Below are 16,834 nucleotides of genomic sequence, written 5' to 3' on the forward strand. Positions count from 1 at the left end.
GGGTTTGCGCCAAAGTGCTTGCACAACATCTTGTGTTGACTCGGTTTTCGAGTATTTCGGGGCCACAGCGACGCAACCTCGATTCTCCGCAGGCGAGCAGTTGCTTAATCGACCCTAAATGCTTACATTTAGTAGGGTTATCGCTTTCTTTACGCCCTACTCGGCCGCTGCATGAATTTTCATAACGTCTGTCTAGAGTCGTTCGGATACGTATTGCCGGCCGAAATCGTCACCTCGGATCAGCTGGAAGCCCGCTTGGCTCCGCTGTACGAGCGTCTGCGTCTACCGGCAGGACGGCTGGAATTGATGACCGGCATTCGCGAGCGACGCTTCTGGTCGCCTGAGACGATGCCGAGCGAGATCAGCATCGAGAGCGGTCGCAACGCGATCGAAGCGGCCGGTATCGACGTCGGCGAAATTGGCGCGCTGGTCCATGGTTCGGTCTGTCGCGACCATCTGGAACCAGCGACCGCTTGCCGCGTGCATCATGAGCTCGGGCTGCGACAAGACTGCGTCATCTACGACGTCTCGAACGCTTGCCTGGGCCTGCTGAGCGGCGCACTGCAGATCGCCAGCATGATTGAGCTGGGCCAGATCCGCGCCGGGCTGGTGGTTGGAACTGAAAATGGGCGTCAGCTGGTCGACAACACGATCCGCACGCTCAACGAAGATATGAGCCTGACGCGCAACCAGATCAAGCTGGCGGTCGCGTCGCTGACGATCGGCTCGGCCAGCTGCGCGATGCTGCTGTGCGATCGCGAGCTGAGCCAGACGCAGAACTTGCTGCATGCCGCCGCCGTGCGTGCTCATACGCAGCATCATCAACTTTGTCACAGCATCGCCGGATCAGGCGAGACCGGCGTCGGCAGCCCGCTGATGCAGACCGACTCGGAACGGCTGATGCTGGAAGGGATCGAAGTTGGCGGCGCCACGTTCGACGACTTCCTCCGCAACTCACGCTGGAGCCGCGAAGAAATCCAGCGGACCTTCAGTCACCAGGTCGGCCTGACCCATCGCAAGCTCGTCTTGGAACGTTTGGGCCTGACGACCGACAACGATTTCGCCACGGTGCAGTGGCTCGGCAATACCGGCTCGGCCGCGCTGCCGGTCACGATGGCGATCGGCGCCCAGACCGGACGAATCCGCCAAGGGGATAACGTCGCGATGCTCGGCATCGGCTCCGGCATCAATTGCGTGATGATGGGAGTCGATTGGCAAGAGGCCCGCGTCCGCGGGGCAGGGGAGTTGCCGGCCGAAGTACTGCAAGTCGATCGCGATCAAGACGCAACTACTTGTTCATCGTCCGCTCAATAATGTCGCGATCGAAGTAGTTGATCGACATCCCCGCGTCGACCACCAGGTTCTGCGCCTGGATGCCGCTGCTTCGCGGGCTGAGCAAAAAGATCGCCACGCTGGCCGCTTCGTCGGTTTGCAGCGCCTTCTTCCGCGGGATCGCTTGTTCGGCGAACAGGTAGGCGTCGACATAGCCGGGAATCCCGGCCGACGCCGACGTCTTCAGCAAGCTCGGACCCACGGCGTTGAAGCGAACGTGCGAAAACTGGCTGAAACTCTTCGCCAGAAACGCGAGCGACGAATCGAGCGCCGCTTTGATCGGGGCCATGAAGCCGTAGTTCTCGCTCGCCATCCGCGTGGTTGAAATCGAAATCGTCACCACCGATGCGTCGTGCGCGAAGAGATCCTTCAGCGCGTTCGATAAGGCGACTAGCGAGAAGCAACTGATGTCGACCGCTTGCAGGAACTGCTTCTTGGTCGTTTCGTGGAACGGCCGCATCCCTTCGCTGTAGTCGGCGAAGGCGATCGAGTGAACCAGCCCGTTGATCACCTGGTGATTCGCGGCGATCTTGTCCGTTAGGGCGGCGATTTCCTCTTCACGCTCGACGTCGCAGACATGCACTTCGCGGTCGGCCAGCAGCTTCGCCAGGCTTTCTTTGCGGGCCTCGCTACGGACGACGTAGACGACTTTGGCGCCTTCGCCTTCGAGCATCTCCGCGATCTTCCACGCGATGCTCTTCCGGTTGGCGACGCCGGTGACGACGAAGGTTTTGCCGGCCAGTTGCAGGAAATCGCTCACGCGGTTACTCTCCCGGCGCCGGAGCCAAGGTGCAGGCGAAATCAAACCGAACCGCGACTTTCCCTTCGCAGGTCGCTTTCCCCTGCATGAAGAAGGCGTCCGCCATCCGCTCGGTCAGCTTCACTTCCATTTCGATGGTGTCGCCGGGGCGGATCATCTTTTTGAACTTCACGTCGCTCAAGCGGGTCGCAACGGGAACTCCCTTGCCTTCGGCGGCGAACTTCGACAGCAGGATCGCGCCGCACTGCATCGTCGCTTCGCACAGGATGACGCCGGGGACGAGCGGGAAGTCGGGGTAATGCCCTTGGAAGAAGTACTCGTCAGCGTGGAAGGTCTTGCGGCAGACGATCGTATCTTCGGTTTGGCTGACGATCTCGTCGACCAGCAGCATCGGCGGTCGGTGCGGGATCGCCGCGTAAATAGCCTGGCGAGTCATGTAGCTTACTTCGTGGTGGTGGCGAAAGGATTCTTCTCGGCCGTCTTCAGCAGATAGGCGTCGACGTCGTTCGAGACGATCACGCCGTAGTTAATCGCCCCCAACCAGCCCGACATGATGATGCCGACGCTGCCGGCATGGTACAGGCCCGGAAGTTGATCCGGCAGCGCGCGGCTGACGGCCAAGCCTTCAAACTTGGTCCCGAAGCTGGAGCCCAGGTTGTGCTTGGTGTAATGCTGGAAGGTGCGGGGAGTCGACGCTTCGGCATGGTCAATCCGCTCGCGAATGTTCGGAACGTACTTCTCGATCGCGTCGAGGGTCGTTTCGACCAGGTCTTGCTTACTCGCTTCGTATTCGTCTTCCGGCAAGTTCGCCCAATCTTCGTAGCGAGCGTTCGTGCTGGAGACGATCAAGCAACGCGGGCGACCTTCAGGCCGAGTCCGTGGATAGTAGAAGCTGTACGTGCGGCTGGTAATGTCGCGGCTCAGCAGCAAGTCGGTACGGAACGCCGGGGCGGTGCTGCTGAAGAGGAGGTCGCCGGTCTCTTCCGGAATCGTGTCGTCCGGCTTCAGCGCCATATAGACCTGGGTGCTGGAGTTGTTCAGGCGAACCGCTTTCGTCTCTTCGACGAACTTCGCGTCGAACTTGTCTTCGCCGACCAGTTCGAGGATCGTGCCGCGCAGGTTCGAGTTGGAGATAACCGAACCGGCCTTGATGGTGCGGCCGTTGATGACGACGCCGTTGGCGCGACCATTTTCGACCAGGATTTTCTCGACGTCGCAGCGGATACGGATATCGACGCCGCTCTTCTTCATGTCCTCTTCCATCAGATGGATCAGGCGGTCGGTCCCACCTTCAAAGGTGAAGACCCCCTTCGACATGAAGTTCGAGAAGACGATGCCGTAGCTGATCGCCGGATCTTCCAGGGTCGAGCCGTTGGCGTAGGTGATCGGCTCCATCAGCAGCCGAATGACGTCTTCACGACCAGGGAAGAAGCGATCGAACAGCTCACGCGTCGTCGTCTGTTGGTCGTCGTAGAAGTTCATCTGCCGCGCGGCGTCGAAGAACGCATGGACCGTTTCGGTCGGAACCTGAAACTGCTCGATCAGCAGCCGGGTGAAGTCTTCGCGGTTGAAGGTGGTGGTGAGCGAGAACATCGGGTTGTCGAACCGGATGTTCTTCAGCTGCACGATCGAGTCGGCGATTTCCTTCGTCCAATAACGCTTGCAGCTTTTGATCATGCCGATCGGAAAGCCGTGGAGCGAAATGTCGAAGATGTGCCCCCCGGGTCGCTTGAACCAGGTCGCCATGCCCCCCAGCTTGTAGTGTTGTTCGCAGAGGAGGACCGAACGACCGGCGCGGGCCAGCGTGTTGGCGGCGGTCATGCCGGCCAGGCCGCTGCCTATCACCACGACGTCGTAATAGTCTTTGGCTCCGGCGAGAAAATCTTTCGGCATGCGTGAACTCGATCTGATTCTGAAGCTATTGGATGTGACTGGGCCGCGTCGCGAGGAGTACGGCGACCGACTAGCTGGCGGACTGCAAGACGTGCCGATTGGCGATCGACAAGCCGCTGACGATCGACCCTATGATACCGACAAAACCTTGGTCTGTCCCGCAGATGTAGAGGTCTTTCAGGTGCGTTTCGCCGCTCAATCGCTTGTCGGGGGCGCCATACACCGCGCCGTTGTCGTGCCACGTGTAACGATGGATCGTTTTCGGCGTGAACATGTCGGTCGCGACGATATGCCGGCGGAAGTCAGGGATAAACCGGACCGCCGAAGCGACCGCCGCGTCGTACCACTTGAGCTTCGCCAGTCGATACTCATCGTCCGACATCGTAGTCCAGCGGTCGAAATTGGCCAGGGTCGTGATTCGCATGAACCCTTCGTCCAGCTGCGCTTCGCCGGGATAGACGAAGTTGTTGGGAGAGCAGATCACGCCGGTCCGCGTATCGCAGATCTCGCCGCGGGGCATCTCCCAGTGGAACTTTTCGGAATCGTTGTAGAAGACGATGGTCGGATCGAAGCCGACGTCGCGCGGTTGCTTGTCGAGGACCGAGATGCTCTCGATAAAGCTAAGCACCCCCGGCGAGCCTTCCAGCTTCTCTTGAGGTTGCCCGCACATCCGCATCGTCTCGAACCAACCGGCCGAGGAGATGATCTTGCGGGCTTGCAACTCTTCGCCGCTGTCGAGGACGACGCCGACGGCGCGATCTCCTTCCTGCACGATTCGCTGCACGCCGTTCCGCAGTCGCAACTCGCCGCCGAGTTCGCGATACTTGCGAACCAGGTTCTTCAGCAGTAAACGAACGCCCTTGTACGGTCGGGCGAAACCTTCCAGGAAGATGCTGCGGAACATGATGCAGAACTGTCCCCAGTCCATGTCCCGTTCTCGCGCGTTGCCGTACCACATCAGCGGGCAGAGGATCATCTCGACCAACAGCGGATCGCCGAGCGTCTCGTACAAAATATCGCGAGCCGATCCGGCGTAGTTGTCGTCGGAGATGTCGTCGTAGTCGATGATGTTGTCGAGCAGCCGCTGAAACGCGTCGGCCTTGCCGGGGAACTTGGCGGCGACTTCGCTCTTGAGCAATTCGATATCGTTATCGAACGCCAAGGTGACGTCCGGAAACGAAATCAACGAGCCGCGTTGTTCGCAGAGGGCGAACTCTTCCCACTTGAACCGCAACTGCCGCAGCAGCCGACCGAGCGGACCGCGACGGTCTCCCTTCGGCGCATAGTTGGTCACCGCATGCAAACCGACGTCGAAATCGCGTCCGGCCATCCGGTAGAACGAGTTGAGCCCGCCGATCGTGTAGTGGCGCTCGAGGATGCAAACGTTCTGTCCGTAGTAAGCGAGCCGAATTCCGGCCGACAAACCCGACATCCCAGCGCCAATGATGATCGCGTCGTACATGGAACAATAGCTGGGAAAAGCGAACGGTTACGGTTGCGAGCGGCGCGCGAGACGCGCCGCTTGCCGATAGGGCCTGTTTACAGGTCTTTCATGAGGGGTTCGAGATAAGCGACGGTGCTCGCCATCGAACCGAGTTCCGGATAGTCTTCTTCCGGAATCTGAACGCGGTGACGCTTGCGGAGTTCCATGACGATGTCGAGGAAGTCCATGCTGTCGAGTTCGAGTTGTTCGCGAAACGGCTTCGCGTCGTCGATGTCGGAAATGTCGTCATCTGGAGCGATGTCGCGCAAGATGTCTAGAACTTCCTCACGAATTTCCGCTGGCGTCACTGCGTTATCTCTCCTGCGTTGCCGCTTAAAGTTTGCGAATGATGGCTACTGAGTTGATCCCTAACATACCGAACGAATTGTTCAGGATGTAACGGACCGGCCCGATTTCTTTGGGCTGATTGATCACGAGTCCTGGCAGTTCGCAATCGGGGTCGAGGTCGTCGACGTTGATGGTCGCATGGACGACGCCGTCTGCAAACGCCGGCAAGTTGCCGGCCATTTCCAAAGCGCCGGCGGCGCCCATCGCGTGGCCGATGAAGCTCTTCGTGTTGTTAATGTACGTCTTTTCGCTCTTACCGAAGATTCGCCGCAATGCGTCGCATTCCTGCGAGTCGCCGAGCGTCGTGCCGGTGGCGTGCGTGCTGACGATGTCGATTTGTTCGGCGGCGAGTCCGGCTCGCTTCAGGGCGAGTTCAACGCACTCGGCCTGACGTTCGGGGTTCGGCAGAACGAAGTCGGTCGCGTCGGTATTCATCGCGTAACCGGCCAGTTCGCCATAGATCTTGGCGCCGCGCTTCTTCGCGTCCGAGAGACGCTCCAGCACGTAAACGCAGCCCCCTTCCGCGACGACGATGCCGTTACGGGCTTTGTCGAAGGGGCGCGACGCCTTTTCCGGCGTGTCGTGATGGGCCAGCGCGCCTTGGCTTTTGAAGCCGGCGAAAATGCCGAAGGTGTGAATGCTTTCCGAGATCCCGCCGGCCAGGGCGACGTCGCATTCGTCCAGACGCAACATCTGGGCGCCTTGGATCAAACCCGCGTTCCCGGCGGCACAAGCGGCGCCGATCGTGTAATGCGGTCCGGTGATCGCCCGGTTCAGGCAGATTTCGCCGGCCGGGTTGTTGGCGACGGTCCGCGGGTTGTGGTGGTGCGACCAACAGCTGGTGTCGTAGTCGTACCCCTTCAGCTCGTAGACTTCGTTTTCGGTCTCGACGTTGCCATGTTCGGTGACGCCCATGTAGACGCCGACGCGGCTTTTGTCGGTGTTTTCCCAGTCGATGCCGGAGTCGGCGATCGCTTCGGCCGAGCAGTAGATGCCGATGCTGCCGGCTCGGGTACCGCGACGGACTTCCCGTTTCGTCTGGTAGCGTGTCGCCTCGAAGTCGCAGATGCCGGCCAGCGTGTCGCCGACATATCGGATGTGGTAGTTCTGAACGCCGCTCTTACCTTCCAACAGCGCAGACCGGTACTCGGCATACGAATTGCCATTCGGAGAGGTCAAACCGATCCCCGTAATGACGATGCGCTGCGAATCCGGAAGTTGGTCGGGGCCCGCGATCATGAAGTGCTACCGAAGGGTCCAGAGAAACAATCCAAACTACCGCTTCGCCTGCATGTTGACAAGATATGGACGACGAATGGAGGAGCGTCGATTAGAGGGTTTCGGCCAGTCGCCGCATCCCTTCTTGCGTGTTAATTTTTGGGGCATAGCCGAAATCATGACGCGCCGCGGCGATGTTGAAATAATGGTTGGTCGCCAACTGAGCCGCCAAAAATCGGGTCATCCGCGGTTCGCTGTTGTATTTCCCGAGGATTCGGTAGCCCCACTCCATCAGCCAGCCGATCGCATACGCGGCGCGATACGAGATTTTCCGGGTCAGCGGAGGAATTTTAGCCAATTTCAGCAGCTCATTAATCCATACCCAGCACATGACCGGCTCCCCCTGGCTGAGGAAGTACGCTTTTCCGCAAACCTTGCCCCCCTCGCGCAGCGCGTCGGCCGCCTGAAGATGGGCGAAGGCGGCGTTTTCGACATAAATCATGTCGACCATATTCCGGCCATGCCCGACAATCCGCAGTTTGCCTGATTTCGCGCGTTCGATCAGTCGCGGAATCAGGTGCTGGTCGCGTGGCCCCCAGATCAGATGGGGACGCAAGGCGCAGGTTAGCAGCTTGCCTGGCTGATTGGCCTTCAGCACGTACTGCTCGGCGATCGCTTTGCTGCGGGGGTAATGGGCGAGCCAGCGAGTCGGGTAGGGGACCGATTCGCCGACGCCGTTCTGATCGGTTCCGTCGAACGTGACGCTCGGGCTGCTGGTATAAACCAGGCGGCTGACGCCATGCTCGTGACAGCCGGCGACGACGTTCTCGGTCCCGACGACGTTCGCCTGATAGAAATCTTCCCAGCGTCCCCAGATGCCGGCGATCGCGGCGGTATGAAAGACGACGTCCATGCCGGCACAGGCCTGGGAGACAATGTTGGCGTCGGCGACGTCGCCGCGCACGCATTCGACTCCCAGCGCCGTCAAGTCAGGATAGTCGCGGCGTCCGAGAACGCGCACCTGATCGCCGCGCGCGAGCAATTGCTCGACGACGTATCGTCCAAGAAAACCTCCACCGCCGGTGACGAGCGCACGCACCAGATCCGCCTTTCTTTGCTGCTTTGTCGAGAGTTAGTCGAGACCTTGGATCATCGAGCGGGGGACTTTGAATCGGAACGATCCCCCTCCGCCGACTGCCTGACCCGGCAGGTCAAGATAGAGATTTTGCACCGTCTTCGGATTGAAGTTTTCGCCGACGTCGAAAACGATCGAATCGGTTCCGTCTTCCTTCGGCTCGAACGTCTTTTCGGGCGTGTTCCACTTCAGCTTGGCGATGTCGTCAAAGCGAAGGGGATAGTAGACATTCCGTTGTTCGTCCGAGAGCTGCGCGGTGCGGAAACCGGCCGGCGATTTGAACTCGGTGCCGTACCACGTTTTGAAGTCAATCGGTTTGCTGGAACGGTTGCCGATCTCGAGGAAGACGACCATGAACGGCTGTCCGGAAGTGACCAGTTCGCCGCGCTCATCCTGGCCGCGAACTTCGCCCCACTCGACGTGATGAACTTTGACCTTCAGGCCGTCAATGTTCAGGCTTTTCCTGGTCGCATCGGCCCAGTTGATGTAGAAGTCAGGATCGTTCTCCGCGCGATCCATCACGTCCTGAATCTTGTTGCCGACGTTGGTGTTGGTTTCGGTCGCGACCGTGTTGTCGGGCTCTTCAACGCTTCCGCTGCCGACAAACAGATACTTGCCGACCGCGAAGACCAGGAACAAGGCGACCGCGCCGACGCCGCCGGCCACGATGTTGAAGATCAGCTTTTCATTCTTCTTGAAGAACGAAACTTCTTCGTCACTTTCGGTCGCTTCTCCTTCAGCGCCGGGAGCGGCCGGTTTCGGCTTTTTCGGCGCTGGGGTCCGGCGACCAGGGGCGTTCGGTCGCGTTTGTAGGGACGGAGCTTGAAGAGTTGGCGGCTGCGGCGCTTGCATGACCGGAGGAGCCGGCGGAGCGGCCGGAGTCGCCGCGAGATCCGGAACCATGAACTGACCGCTGCAGCTAGGGCATTGCACCTGGGTACCGGCAGGCGATTGGATTTCGAGCACAGTCGAACAGTGAGGGCATCGCATTTGCATCGGGCAGGAACTCCAGACTCTTTGTAACGCTTCTATTTTAGTCTTGCGGCGGCTGGTCGAGTCGCTCCTCGGCCCAAACCGCCAGCTTTTCCCGGAAAATCTTCGCATTGTGGCGAATATCGACCGGAAACGCGGGATGTAAAAGGAAGTCGTGAATCGATTCGGTCAGCGGATGCGGCGCGCACTGCTCACCCACTTCGGCCAATAGCGCGGTAATCGCTTCTTTGGTCTGCGGATACTTGTCCGGCCATGGTTCCACGATCATCACGGGAAACTGTTGACCAGGTTCCCCCACGCCGACCAATGCGCTCCGGTAGATCGCGGGATGATTGTTGGCGATCGCTTCGCACGGAATTGTGAACATGTCGCCGTCGGGCGTTTGCACGCGATGCGCTTTACGACCGCAGAACCAGAAGCGATCGTCGGCGTCGAGATAACCGACGTCTCCCATTCGATGCCAGATCCGATCTCCATCAGCGATCTTCGCCAGCTTCGTCGCTTCTTCGCTGGTGAAGTAGCGCCGCGTAACGACCGGGCCAGAGACGATCAACTCGCCGATTTCTCCAGCGTCGACGGCTTCGCAATCGTCGATCGTCGCGATCGGCGCGTCGCTGATCCGGATAACGCGCCACTCGATGCCGCTGAAGCGACGACCAACGCAAGTGCCGGCGCCTTGTTGCGATTGCAGTTCGGTCCCTTCGAGCACTTCGCTCGCGGCAATCGAAGCGATTGGCAATGCTTCGGTCGCGCCGTACGGCGTGTGGATGTCTCCTTCGGGATGAATCACGTTCTTCATCCGCCGCAGCACATGCGGCGGAACTGGCGCGCCAGCCGAGAGGACGCGCTTCAGCGTGGGGAGACGAATCTGATGCTGCTCGCAGTAGAGTCCGACCTTGTTCCAGACGGCTGGCGATGCGAACGACTGCGAGATCTGCCAGTCGTGGATCGGTTCGATGATGTTCAGCGGATTAACCGCAGCGGGACGACTCGCGTCCATTTCCGGTATGACCGACGTCACCCCCATCGCGCTGTTGAACAGGCCGAACAGCGGAAAACCAGGCAAGTCGATTTCGCCCGGCTGAATGTCGTAGCGATCGCGAATCTGCTGGACTTGTTCGTAAAACCCTTCATGCCGGAAGAGAACGCCCTTCGGCGGTCCGGTGCTGCCGGTCGTGAAGATGATCGCCGCCGGATCATCGTCCGCTGCAGCGAACGGTTGAAACTGAGTGACGTCCGCTTTCCGCAGGTCTTCGATCGTCGGGCCGCCCCAAAACCAGCGGCGGCCGACGGTGACGTTCTTTTTCGCTCGGGCGTAGCGGCGTCCCATCAAGACGCGGACAGCCTGCACGATCGAGATCGCGACGAACCCTTCCGGCTCGACCTGATCAAGACAGCGAAGCAGATTTTTACGTCCCATGCCGGGATCGATCAGCACGCTCACCGCGCCGACTTTGAATAGGGCGAAGACGAGCGAGACGAAGTCGATGCTCGGTTTGACCAGTAGGGCGAGCCGCGTCCCCGGCGTTACTCCCATCTCCGCCAATCCAGCGGCCAGTCGAGTACTATCCGCTTCTAGCTGGGCGAACGTAATCGTCTTGTAGATGCGCCGGCCATCTGGTCCGCGACGACCTGGGGTCGCAATCGCGACAGCATCGGGGCGCTCCTCAGCGACTTGTGCCAGGAGAAAGCCGACGTTCTTGGTGGTGGTCGAAGCGGCGGTCGCCACTGATGTTACCGTTCGGGGAAAGCGAAAGGGATCAAAGCTCGGTAATCTAGGCCGATGAGCGGCTCTCCACAACCGCCCGAACGTGGGAAAGCGTTTCCGCGGCGATATCGGCCTGACAGGCGGCGGCCAGCGCTTTCCAGCCGGGAACGCCGTTCACCTCCAAGAGATAAAGGCTTCCATCCTTGCCTGGCAGCAGATCGACGCCGGCCATGTCGAGCTGCAGCGCGTCGAGCGATTGGAGGGCGATCTCGAGCTGTTCATCTGTTGGAGCGTGCGGTCGACTCTCGGCGCCGCGCTGGACGTTGGTTCGCCAATCGCTGACGCTATGCCGCGTCATTCCCCAGATTTTGCCGCCGATAGCGAGGACTCGGATGTCGTAGCCGTCATGCGGTACGAACTTCTGGAGAAAGAGAACTGAGTCGGTCCGCGATAGCGTTTTGAAGACCCGCTCGGCCAGATCGGGAGATTCGACCCGCAGAATTCCACGGCCTTCCCCTCCGAACAGCGGTTTGACGACGACGTCGCCGCCGAGGGTCTCGTAGGCGGCGAGGGCATCTTCCCACGTTTCGCAGAGATAGGTCTCGGGAACCAAGATTCCGCGAGCCGCGAGCCGCGAGAGGGTCAGATACTTGTCGATGGCGATTTCAAGACTGCGGGGGGCGTTCAGAACGACGGCGCCCTGGCGTTCATATTCGGCGAGCCAGTTCATGCGGTAGATGACTTGCTCGAGACTGCCGAGCGGCATCGTCCGGACTAGCAACGCTTGCAGCAGGTCGGCATTTTGCTGATCGCCGTGCGAGAATTGGGCCGCTTTGCCGACGGTCGCCTGCAGGCGGCGGAAGTCGACCGTCGTGACGTCAATCTCCCCCAGTTTGGCGGCGGCGCGGGTCAGATCTTGGGCGTACCAGCTATCTGGCGCCGCGAGCAATCCGACCTGTAGAGGGGGCTTGGCCATCGAAAACCGCCAGACGCGGGGCTTTGATCTGAATAATCAGGAAAATGGAAACAATCGATTCAATCGTTAGAGTCGAACTGCCGATCACCATAGTGACAGAATCTTATGCACGCTAGCCGTGGCCGCAAAACCAAGGGCAACAAGCCGAAGTCATAGTTCAGGGTCGGGAACCGAAAAAATGCAAGTCAAAGTCTACGTACCGAAAACCGTCGAAATTCCGAGCGAATACCTGCCGGCTCTCGTTCAACGCGCCAACGACAATCTGGGCGACGCTGGACGTAGCGTTGCGGCCTCGCGCGGTCACCTGGTTCGCCAAGCCGTTCGTGACGGCCTGCTTCGCGAACTGGATCACCTGATGAGCGAGGACGACGCGGTCGATCTCTACTGCGATCCGGGTAGCGAGATTCCGTTGGAAATCGAAAATCGCACCGTCACGCTAACCGAACTTCTCGAAGCTTTGCAGAACAAGAAAGCTTCCTGGGGGATTAAATCCGAAGATCTCTCCGACAAACAGCCCGGCATTACTCCGCGACGCCGGGCCGCCTAGTTTCCAGGATTGCGGCCGAAAATTGGGCATCGAAAACCAGGCAGGACGTGCTATCGCAGCACGTCCTGCTCTCATTTCTTGGGGGGCTGCATGGGGCCTAGTCGACTTTTCGGTTTGGCGGAACTCTAGCGGCCAAGTTAGCTGTCCCATCCAAGTTCGTTTGATGCCGCATGGTCCCTGTTAAAACCCGATCATCTCCTACATCAAGGAACACTGTTATTTCGATGGCAAGGATCGGAATAACTAGTTAGGGGTCAGCGAATACGGGCAGGCGGAACCGAAAATGCATACGGGGCTAACGAGTCGCAGGGCTGATTGTCCGCTATGCGGAACAGCTCTGAAGCGCGACGAAGATAGCGTCCGCGATTTGTGGAATTGCCACAGTTGCGGATTGTCGATCGAGCTTGCGCAGCCGCGTGACTCGATGCCAGATCTGGCCCCAGCCCGCAGCGGTCCGCTGTGCGACGACAAAGACGAAGATCAACTCGATCGTTGGCTCGCCGGCAAGCCGATCGAACGCAAAGTTCCCCCTCTGACTCGCCGGCTGCAGCGTTGGTCCCAGGAAAACTGGGGAGCGGTTACGTGCTTTCTGATTGCGATGCTCGGCGTCTCCGGCATTGCGGCTCATGCGATGCAAAACAGCGTCGTCGCCCAGCGACAATTGGCGGATGAACGTGCCGCCCATGCTACGACCCGCGAGCAAGCGGAACAGCGCGACGAACAGCTGCGGCTGTTGGTCGACTCGGCCCAAATCAAAGCGCGGGCGCTCGGTAAGCAGCTGGATCAGGCCCGCTTGGAATCGCGGCGCGACTTGTCGCTGCGTCTGGCGGATGAAGCGACGCGGCTGGAGCAAGCGGCGCCGCAACGTTCGCTGATGTTGGCGGCCGAATCGGTGCAGATCGCTCGCGACTCGCGGCATTTTCCGGCCGCCGGGGCGGTTCAAGTTTTGTTCGATCAGTTGCAGGATCAATCGCGGCTTCGCGCATCCGGACATAGCGACGTGGTCCGCTCGATCGCCTTTAGCGGCGACGGCACGATGTGGGCCAGCGGCGGCGACGACAATCGCGCCATTCTGCATAGCTTCGACGGACGACGAACTTCGATTCCGCTGGAAGCTCACTGGAGCCGCGTCAGCCAGGTCAAGTTTTCGCCCGATTCGCGCAAGTTGGCGACCGCCAGCTTTGACGCGACGATCTGCTTGTGGGACGTCCGCAGCAGCGAAGTGGCGCAGTCGCCGGTCGTGTTGTCGGGACATGACGAACGGGTCCTGTCGATCGACTTCAGCGCTGACTCGCGTTGGCTCCTCTCGAGCGCTCAAGCGGCGCCGGGGAGTCCGAGCGAAATCTTGTTGTGGGATCTGCAAGCGAAGGGGCACCCGCAAGTCACGCAGACGTTGGGTCAGCATTTCGGTCGCGTCCATGCGGCGCAGCTCAGCCCCGATGGACGCTGGGCCTTTACCGCTTCGGCCGATGGATTCGTCCAGCTATGGCGGCTCAATCCGAAGAGCGGCGATCGAATGACGGTCGCGATGCGGGCCCAGCATGGTTTGACCGATCGGGTCTGTTTCTCGCCCGATAGTTCGCAATTGGTGACGGTTTCGGAAGGGAGTAATGGGGAGTGCGTCATTCGCCGTTGGCAGTTGGGCGAAATGATTCGTCCCGAGACGATCGCAACCTTGAAGATCGCTCCCTTGGCGGCGGACGTTGATTTCAAGAATGAAAACGTCGTGATCGGCGGCCAGCGTGGCGAACTGAAGGTGGTCAATTGGAATCTGCGGACGATCACCCCGGTGGTTGGCCATGAGCAGCGAATCCAATTGGTTCGTTTTCTGCCGGATGGAGCGCTGGCCTCGGTCGATCAGCAAGGACTTGTACGCCGGACGCTTCTGGGTGGCAAAGACGAAATGGCGCTCGGCGTGAAGTTGCCGCAAGTTACCGGCCAAATCGAAGCGGCGGCGATTTCCGCCGATGGTCAGTGGGTCGCGGTGACCAATGAAAAGCGGGAAGTGATGATCCGCCAACTCGATCCAACGATCTTGATGGGGGTTGCGTTCGATCGACTGCAATCGCTCAGCGGCGACGTCGAAGTGATCGCCTCACAGCCGAGCGAAGAACGTCGCTAGAGTTCAAAACTCTCGCGTAACAGCGCTTCCGACGTTTCGCCGAATGAGTGAAGTCGGTCGTTATTGACGTTGATCCACGTCACCTGCGCTGGGCTGAAGAGCATCGGGTCGATTTGATAGAAATCGAACTTGGCGTCGCGCAAGATCTTCTCAAACGGCGTGCCGAAGGCAGGCGAACTGCTGCTGGGCAATTGGCGGCCGACGTCGCTGATTTCTTCGTCTTCGGCGTCGACCCATAACGTGACGTGTCCGCCGTAGAGGATCGCATCGTTGGTGCGGCCAATCCCTTGAACGTCGTTTTTCGCCAGCGGCGGCAGCGGGGCCGTTCCCTCGGCTTTGACAATCTTTTTCAGATCAAAATGAAGCTCGTGCAGCTTGTGCAAAGCTGTTTCGACGCTGCGCGCGACGATCTGCACATGCCCCGCGACGCTGGCGGTACGTGCGACGAGCAATCGCAACTGATTCGGCTGAACGCCGCACTGCTTGGCGATTTCAACGCAAACTTCCTCCGGCGGAAGCTGCGCCGTCTCTAGTACTCCGACCGCGACGTCGGCCGACTCCGCAAGTCCCAGTTCGGCAATCAGCGGCTCTTTGCCAGCGAGCGCTCGCATTGGACCGGAAGCCATCGCGAAGAACTCGCCGTGCAACACCTTCCAGCCGGCATATTGCGAACCCATGCAAGCGACGACCGGCTGATCCGTCTTCACATGCACGTCGAGAGGTACGCCGGCGAGACTTCCCAGCGTGAACTTGACTTCCCCTAATCCGGAAAGGCAAACCTCGGCCAACTTCAGTCCGGCGGATTGTCCGCCGGCCGCTCCGATTCCCAGGTCGAGAATCTGCGTCCCGCACGGGCTTTCGTGGACGATGGCCTGATATTGCTCGGGCTGGTCGATGATCGCCTGAGCGGCGGCCCATGCTCGTTGGTTAAGGTTCAAAAGGGGGCTCCGTAGATGAAATTGCTTACCCATGTTGTTTCAGCAAAACGGGTTACTTGCAAGTCCGGCGCGGCGGGTCGATTGTTCCGGCGGCCTGCTCTTCGTAGAATTGGCGGTCGCTACTGACAGGAGAGTTGAGTGCAAAATCTGACGATAGAGAATTACGTAAAAGCGATTTACCAGGTCTGCGCCCGCGGAGACAAAGAAGCGGCGTCGACCGGCGAGTTGGCGGTCGCGCTCTCGGTGTCGCCGGGGACGGTGACCAGCATGCTGAAGACGCTCAGCGAAGCGGGGCTGGCCGAGTACATGAAGTACGAAGGGGTCAGTCTGACGCCGGCCGGGCGAACGCTCGCGCTTCGCGTGCTTCGTCGGCATCGCTTGATTGAAGTCTTTTTGGTTCGGACGCTCGATCTGACGTGGGACGAAGTCCACGAAGAAGCGGAGCACATGGAACATGCCGTCAGCGATCTATTAATCGATCGGATCGACGAGTATCTCGGTCATCCCGAAACCGATCCGCACGGCGATCCAATCCCACGGGCCGACGGCAGCATGGTCAACATCGACACCAAGAAGCTGACCAAGTGGGAACCGTCGCAGCCGTTTCGGTTGATTCGGGTGATGGATCAGACTTCCGACTTCTTGCGTTATCTGACCGAAGAGTCGCTCGCGCCGGGCTGCGAAGGAAAGATTGTCTCGTTCCGCGCCGAAGCTGGCGTGATCACGATTGAAGTCGAAGGACGTCAGACGACGCTTGGATTGGACGCAGCAGAGAAACTGTTGGTCTCGGCCCTGACGTGACGACGGCACCCGTTAATTTACGTCTGCGGTTGCGGGGCGTTGATCGGTTCGTGACCGAGGGAGCGGCGCACGACGGACAACTGCCCGGTGTGCATCCCTTCGTGCCAGACCGCCGTTTCGAAGACCGCGCCGACGTCGTTTAAGAAGTCAGGCGATCCGGCCGGCGCCGCGGCCGACATCCCTTCTTCCGTGATTTCGTCGAAGGCGGCCATCAATGCGGCGCGACGCTGACGCAAATAAGCGAGCACTTCTTCCGCCGCCGGGTATTGGTCAGGATCAGCGACCGGATGCGAACCGACGCCGAAGAGCAACTGATACTCGTCTCGCGGCTCCGCCTTGTCGGGGGCGATTTGGCTGAGGAAGAAGTTGTCCATCAGCGCCAAGTGTCCGGCGATCCAAAGAGCGTGATTCGTCTGATGACAGACCTGCTGCGTCCATTCTTCTGGAGTGTGGAAGTCTTGCAGCAAGCGTTCGGTGAACTCGCGGGCCGCGATCAGTCGTTTGCGTAGTCGCTCTTTCGGAGTCATTCGCTGATCCTGTCAAAGTTGTCGGCGGGAAGGGGAACTTCCCGTCCTCTGTG

General features: G+C 59.8%; 16 protein-coding genes. 4 read left to right on the plus strand and 12 right to left on the minus strand.

The window, feature by feature from the left end; genetic code table 11:
• The first annotated feature begins 171 nt into the window (after positions 1-171).
• Entirely contained in the window at positions 172-1,314 is a 1,143-nt protein-coding gene (locus tag LOC68_RS08370) for a 3-oxoacyl-ACP synthase III (RefSeq protein ID WP_230217648.1), read from the plus strand.
• On the opposite strand, the gene LOC68_RS08375 is transcribed toward LOC68_RS08370, so the two are convergent.
• The 10 genes from LOC68_RS08375 to LOC68_RS08420 all read right to left on the minus strand — a co-directional run bounded on the left by LOC68_RS08375 (position 1,289) and on the right by LOC68_RS08420 (position 11,846).
• Positions 1,289-2,092 carry an enoyl-ACP reductase FabI gene (locus LOC68_RS08375; RefSeq protein WP_230217650.1) on the minus strand — a complete coding sequence of 268 codons (804 nt, stop codon included), beginning with the start codon at positions 2,090-2,092 and terminating at the stop codon, positions 1,289-1,291. The two genes, LOC68_RS08370 and LOC68_RS08375, sit on opposite strands and share 26 nt — an antisense overlap.
• Positions 2,093-2,096: 4 nt before the next feature.
• Positions 2,097-2,528 (minus strand): 3-hydroxyacyl-ACP dehydratase FabZ family protein, encoded by a 432-nt coding sequence (locus LOC68_RS08380; protein ID WP_230217652.1) that lies wholly within the window; start codon positions 2,526-2,528, stop codon positions 2,097-2,099.
• 5 nt (positions 2,529-2,533) lie between these two features.
• On the minus strand, positions 2,534-3,985 hold the full coding sequence (locus LOC68_RS08385) for a phytoene desaturase family protein (protein WP_230217654.1): 1,452 nt from the start codon (positions 3,983-3,985) through the stop codon (positions 2,534-2,536).
• A 70-nt stretch (positions 3,986-4,055) separates the two neighbouring features.
• On the minus strand, positions 4,056-5,447 hold the full coding sequence (locus tag LOC68_RS08390) for a phytoene desaturase family protein (RefSeq protein ID WP_230217656.1): 1,392 nt from the start codon (positions 5,445-5,447) through the stop codon (positions 4,056-4,058).
• Between the two features lie 77 nt (positions 5,448-5,524).
• A complete protein-coding gene (locus LOC68_RS08395) occupies positions 5,525-5,776 on the minus strand; it encodes an acyl carrier protein (RefSeq protein ID WP_105334797.1) in 252 nt (83 codons plus the stop codon).
• A gap of 25 nt (positions 5,777-5,801) precedes the next feature.
• Complete coding sequence (locus LOC68_RS08400; RefSeq protein WP_230217658.1) at positions 5,802-7,055, minus strand: beta-ketoacyl-[acyl-carrier-protein] synthase family protein; 1,254 nt, start codon at positions 7,053-7,055, stop codon at positions 5,802-5,804.
• A gap of 91 nt (positions 7,056-7,146) precedes the next feature.
• Positions 7,147-8,133, minus strand: a complete 987-nt coding sequence (locus tag LOC68_RS08405) for an NAD-dependent epimerase/dehydratase family protein (protein ID WP_230217660.1) — start codon at positions 8,131-8,133, stop codon at positions 7,147-7,149.
• Positions 8,134-8,166: 33 nt separating this feature from the next.
• Entirely contained in the window at positions 8,167-9,165 is a 999-nt protein-coding gene (locus tag LOC68_RS08410) for a zinc-ribbon domain-containing protein (RefSeq protein WP_230217662.1), read from the minus strand.
• Between the two features lie 37 nt (positions 9,166-9,202).
• Positions 9,203-10,891 (minus strand): fatty acid CoA ligase family protein, encoded by a 1,689-nt coding sequence (locus tag LOC68_RS08415; RefSeq protein ID WP_230217664.1) that lies wholly within the window; start codon positions 10,889-10,891, stop codon positions 9,203-9,205.
• 46 nt (positions 10,892-10,937) lie between these two features.
• Complete coding sequence (locus LOC68_RS08420; protein ID WP_230217666.1) at positions 10,938-11,846, minus strand: ATP-grasp domain-containing protein; 909 nt, start codon at positions 11,844-11,846, stop codon at positions 10,938-10,940.
• Between the two features lie 178 nt (positions 11,847-12,024).
• Here LOC68_RS08420 and LOC68_RS08425 point away from each other — a divergent pair, with 178 nt between their 5' ends.
• Positions 12,025-12,393: a hypothetical protein gene (locus LOC68_RS08425; RefSeq protein WP_230217668.1), complete on the plus strand. Its 369-nt coding sequence runs from the start codon at positions 12,025-12,027 to the stop codon at positions 12,391-12,393.
• A gap of 424 nt (positions 12,394-12,817) precedes the next feature.
• Complete coding sequence (locus tag LOC68_RS08430) at positions 12,818-14,515, plus strand: WD40 repeat domain-containing protein (protein WP_230217670.1); 1,698 nt, start codon at positions 12,818-12,820, stop codon at positions 14,513-14,515.
• Here LOC68_RS08430 and mch read toward each other — a convergent pair.
• Positions 14,512-15,453 (minus strand): methenyltetrahydromethanopterin cyclohydrolase, encoded by a 942-nt coding sequence (gene mch / locus LOC68_RS08435; RefSeq protein WP_230217671.1) that lies wholly within the window; start codon positions 15,451-15,453, stop codon positions 14,512-14,514. The two genes, LOC68_RS08430 and mch, sit on opposite strands and share 4 nt — an antisense overlap.
• A gap of 138 nt (positions 15,454-15,591) precedes the next feature.
• On the opposite strand from mch, the gene LOC68_RS08440 reads away from it, so the two are divergent.
• Positions 15,592-16,254, plus strand: a complete 663-nt coding sequence (locus tag LOC68_RS08440) for a metal-dependent transcriptional regulator (protein WP_230217673.1) — start codon at positions 15,592-15,594, stop codon at positions 16,252-16,254.
• Positions 16,255-16,271: 17 nt separating this feature from the next.
• On the opposite strand, the gene LOC68_RS08445 is transcribed toward LOC68_RS08440, so the two are convergent.
• A complete protein-coding gene (locus LOC68_RS08445; protein ID WP_230217675.1) occupies positions 16,272-16,781 on the minus strand; it encodes a DinB family protein in 510 nt (169 codons plus the stop codon).
• Positions 16,782-16,834 lie beyond the last annotated feature (53 nt).

The sequence above is a fragment of the Blastopirellula sediminis genome (genome assembly GCF_020966755.1).
In the GTDB taxonomy this organism is placed as follows: Bacteria; Planctomycetota; Planctomycetia; order Pirellulales; family Pirellulaceae; genus Blastopirellula; species Blastopirellula sediminis.

Coding starts and splice junctions, on each gene's coding strand:
- LOC68_RS08385 (WP_230217654.1), bottom strand. CDS start 3,985: ATGCCGAAAGATTTTCTCGCCGGAGCCAAAGACTATTACGACGTCGTG.
- LOC68_RS08430 (WP_230217670.1), top strand. CDS start 12,818: ATGCCAGATCTGGCCCCAGCCCGCAGCGGTCCGCTGTGCGACGACAAA.
- LOC68_RS08390 (WP_230217656.1), bottom strand. CDS start 5,447: ATGTACGACGCGATCATCATTGGCGCTGGGATGTCGGGTTTGTCGGCC.
- LOC68_RS08410 (WP_230217662.1), bottom strand. CDS start 9,165: ATGCAAATGCGATGCCCTCACTGTTCGACTGTGCTCGAAATCCAATCG.
- LOC68_RS08425 (WP_230217668.1), top strand. CDS start 12,025: ATGCAAGTCAAAGTCTACGTACCGAAAACCGTCGAAATTCCGAGCGAA.
- LOC68_RS08370 (WP_230217648.1), top strand. CDS start 172: ATGAATTTTCATAACGTCTGTCTAGAGTCGTTCGGATACGTATTGCCG.
- LOC68_RS08420 (WP_230217666.1), bottom strand. CDS start 11,846: ATGGCCAAGCCCCCTCTACAGGTCGGATTGCTCGCGGCGCCAGATAGC.
- LOC68_RS08380 (WP_230217652.1), bottom strand. CDS start 2,528: ATGACTCGCCAGGCTATTTACGCGGCGATCCCGCACCGACCGCCGATG.
- LOC68_RS08400 (WP_230217658.1), bottom strand. CDS start 7,055: ATGATCGCGGGCCCCGACCAACTTCCGGATTCGCAGCGCATCGTCATT.
- LOC68_RS08445 (WP_230217675.1), bottom strand. CDS start 16,781: ATGACTCCGAAAGAGCGACTACGCAAACGACTGATCGCGGCCCGCGAG.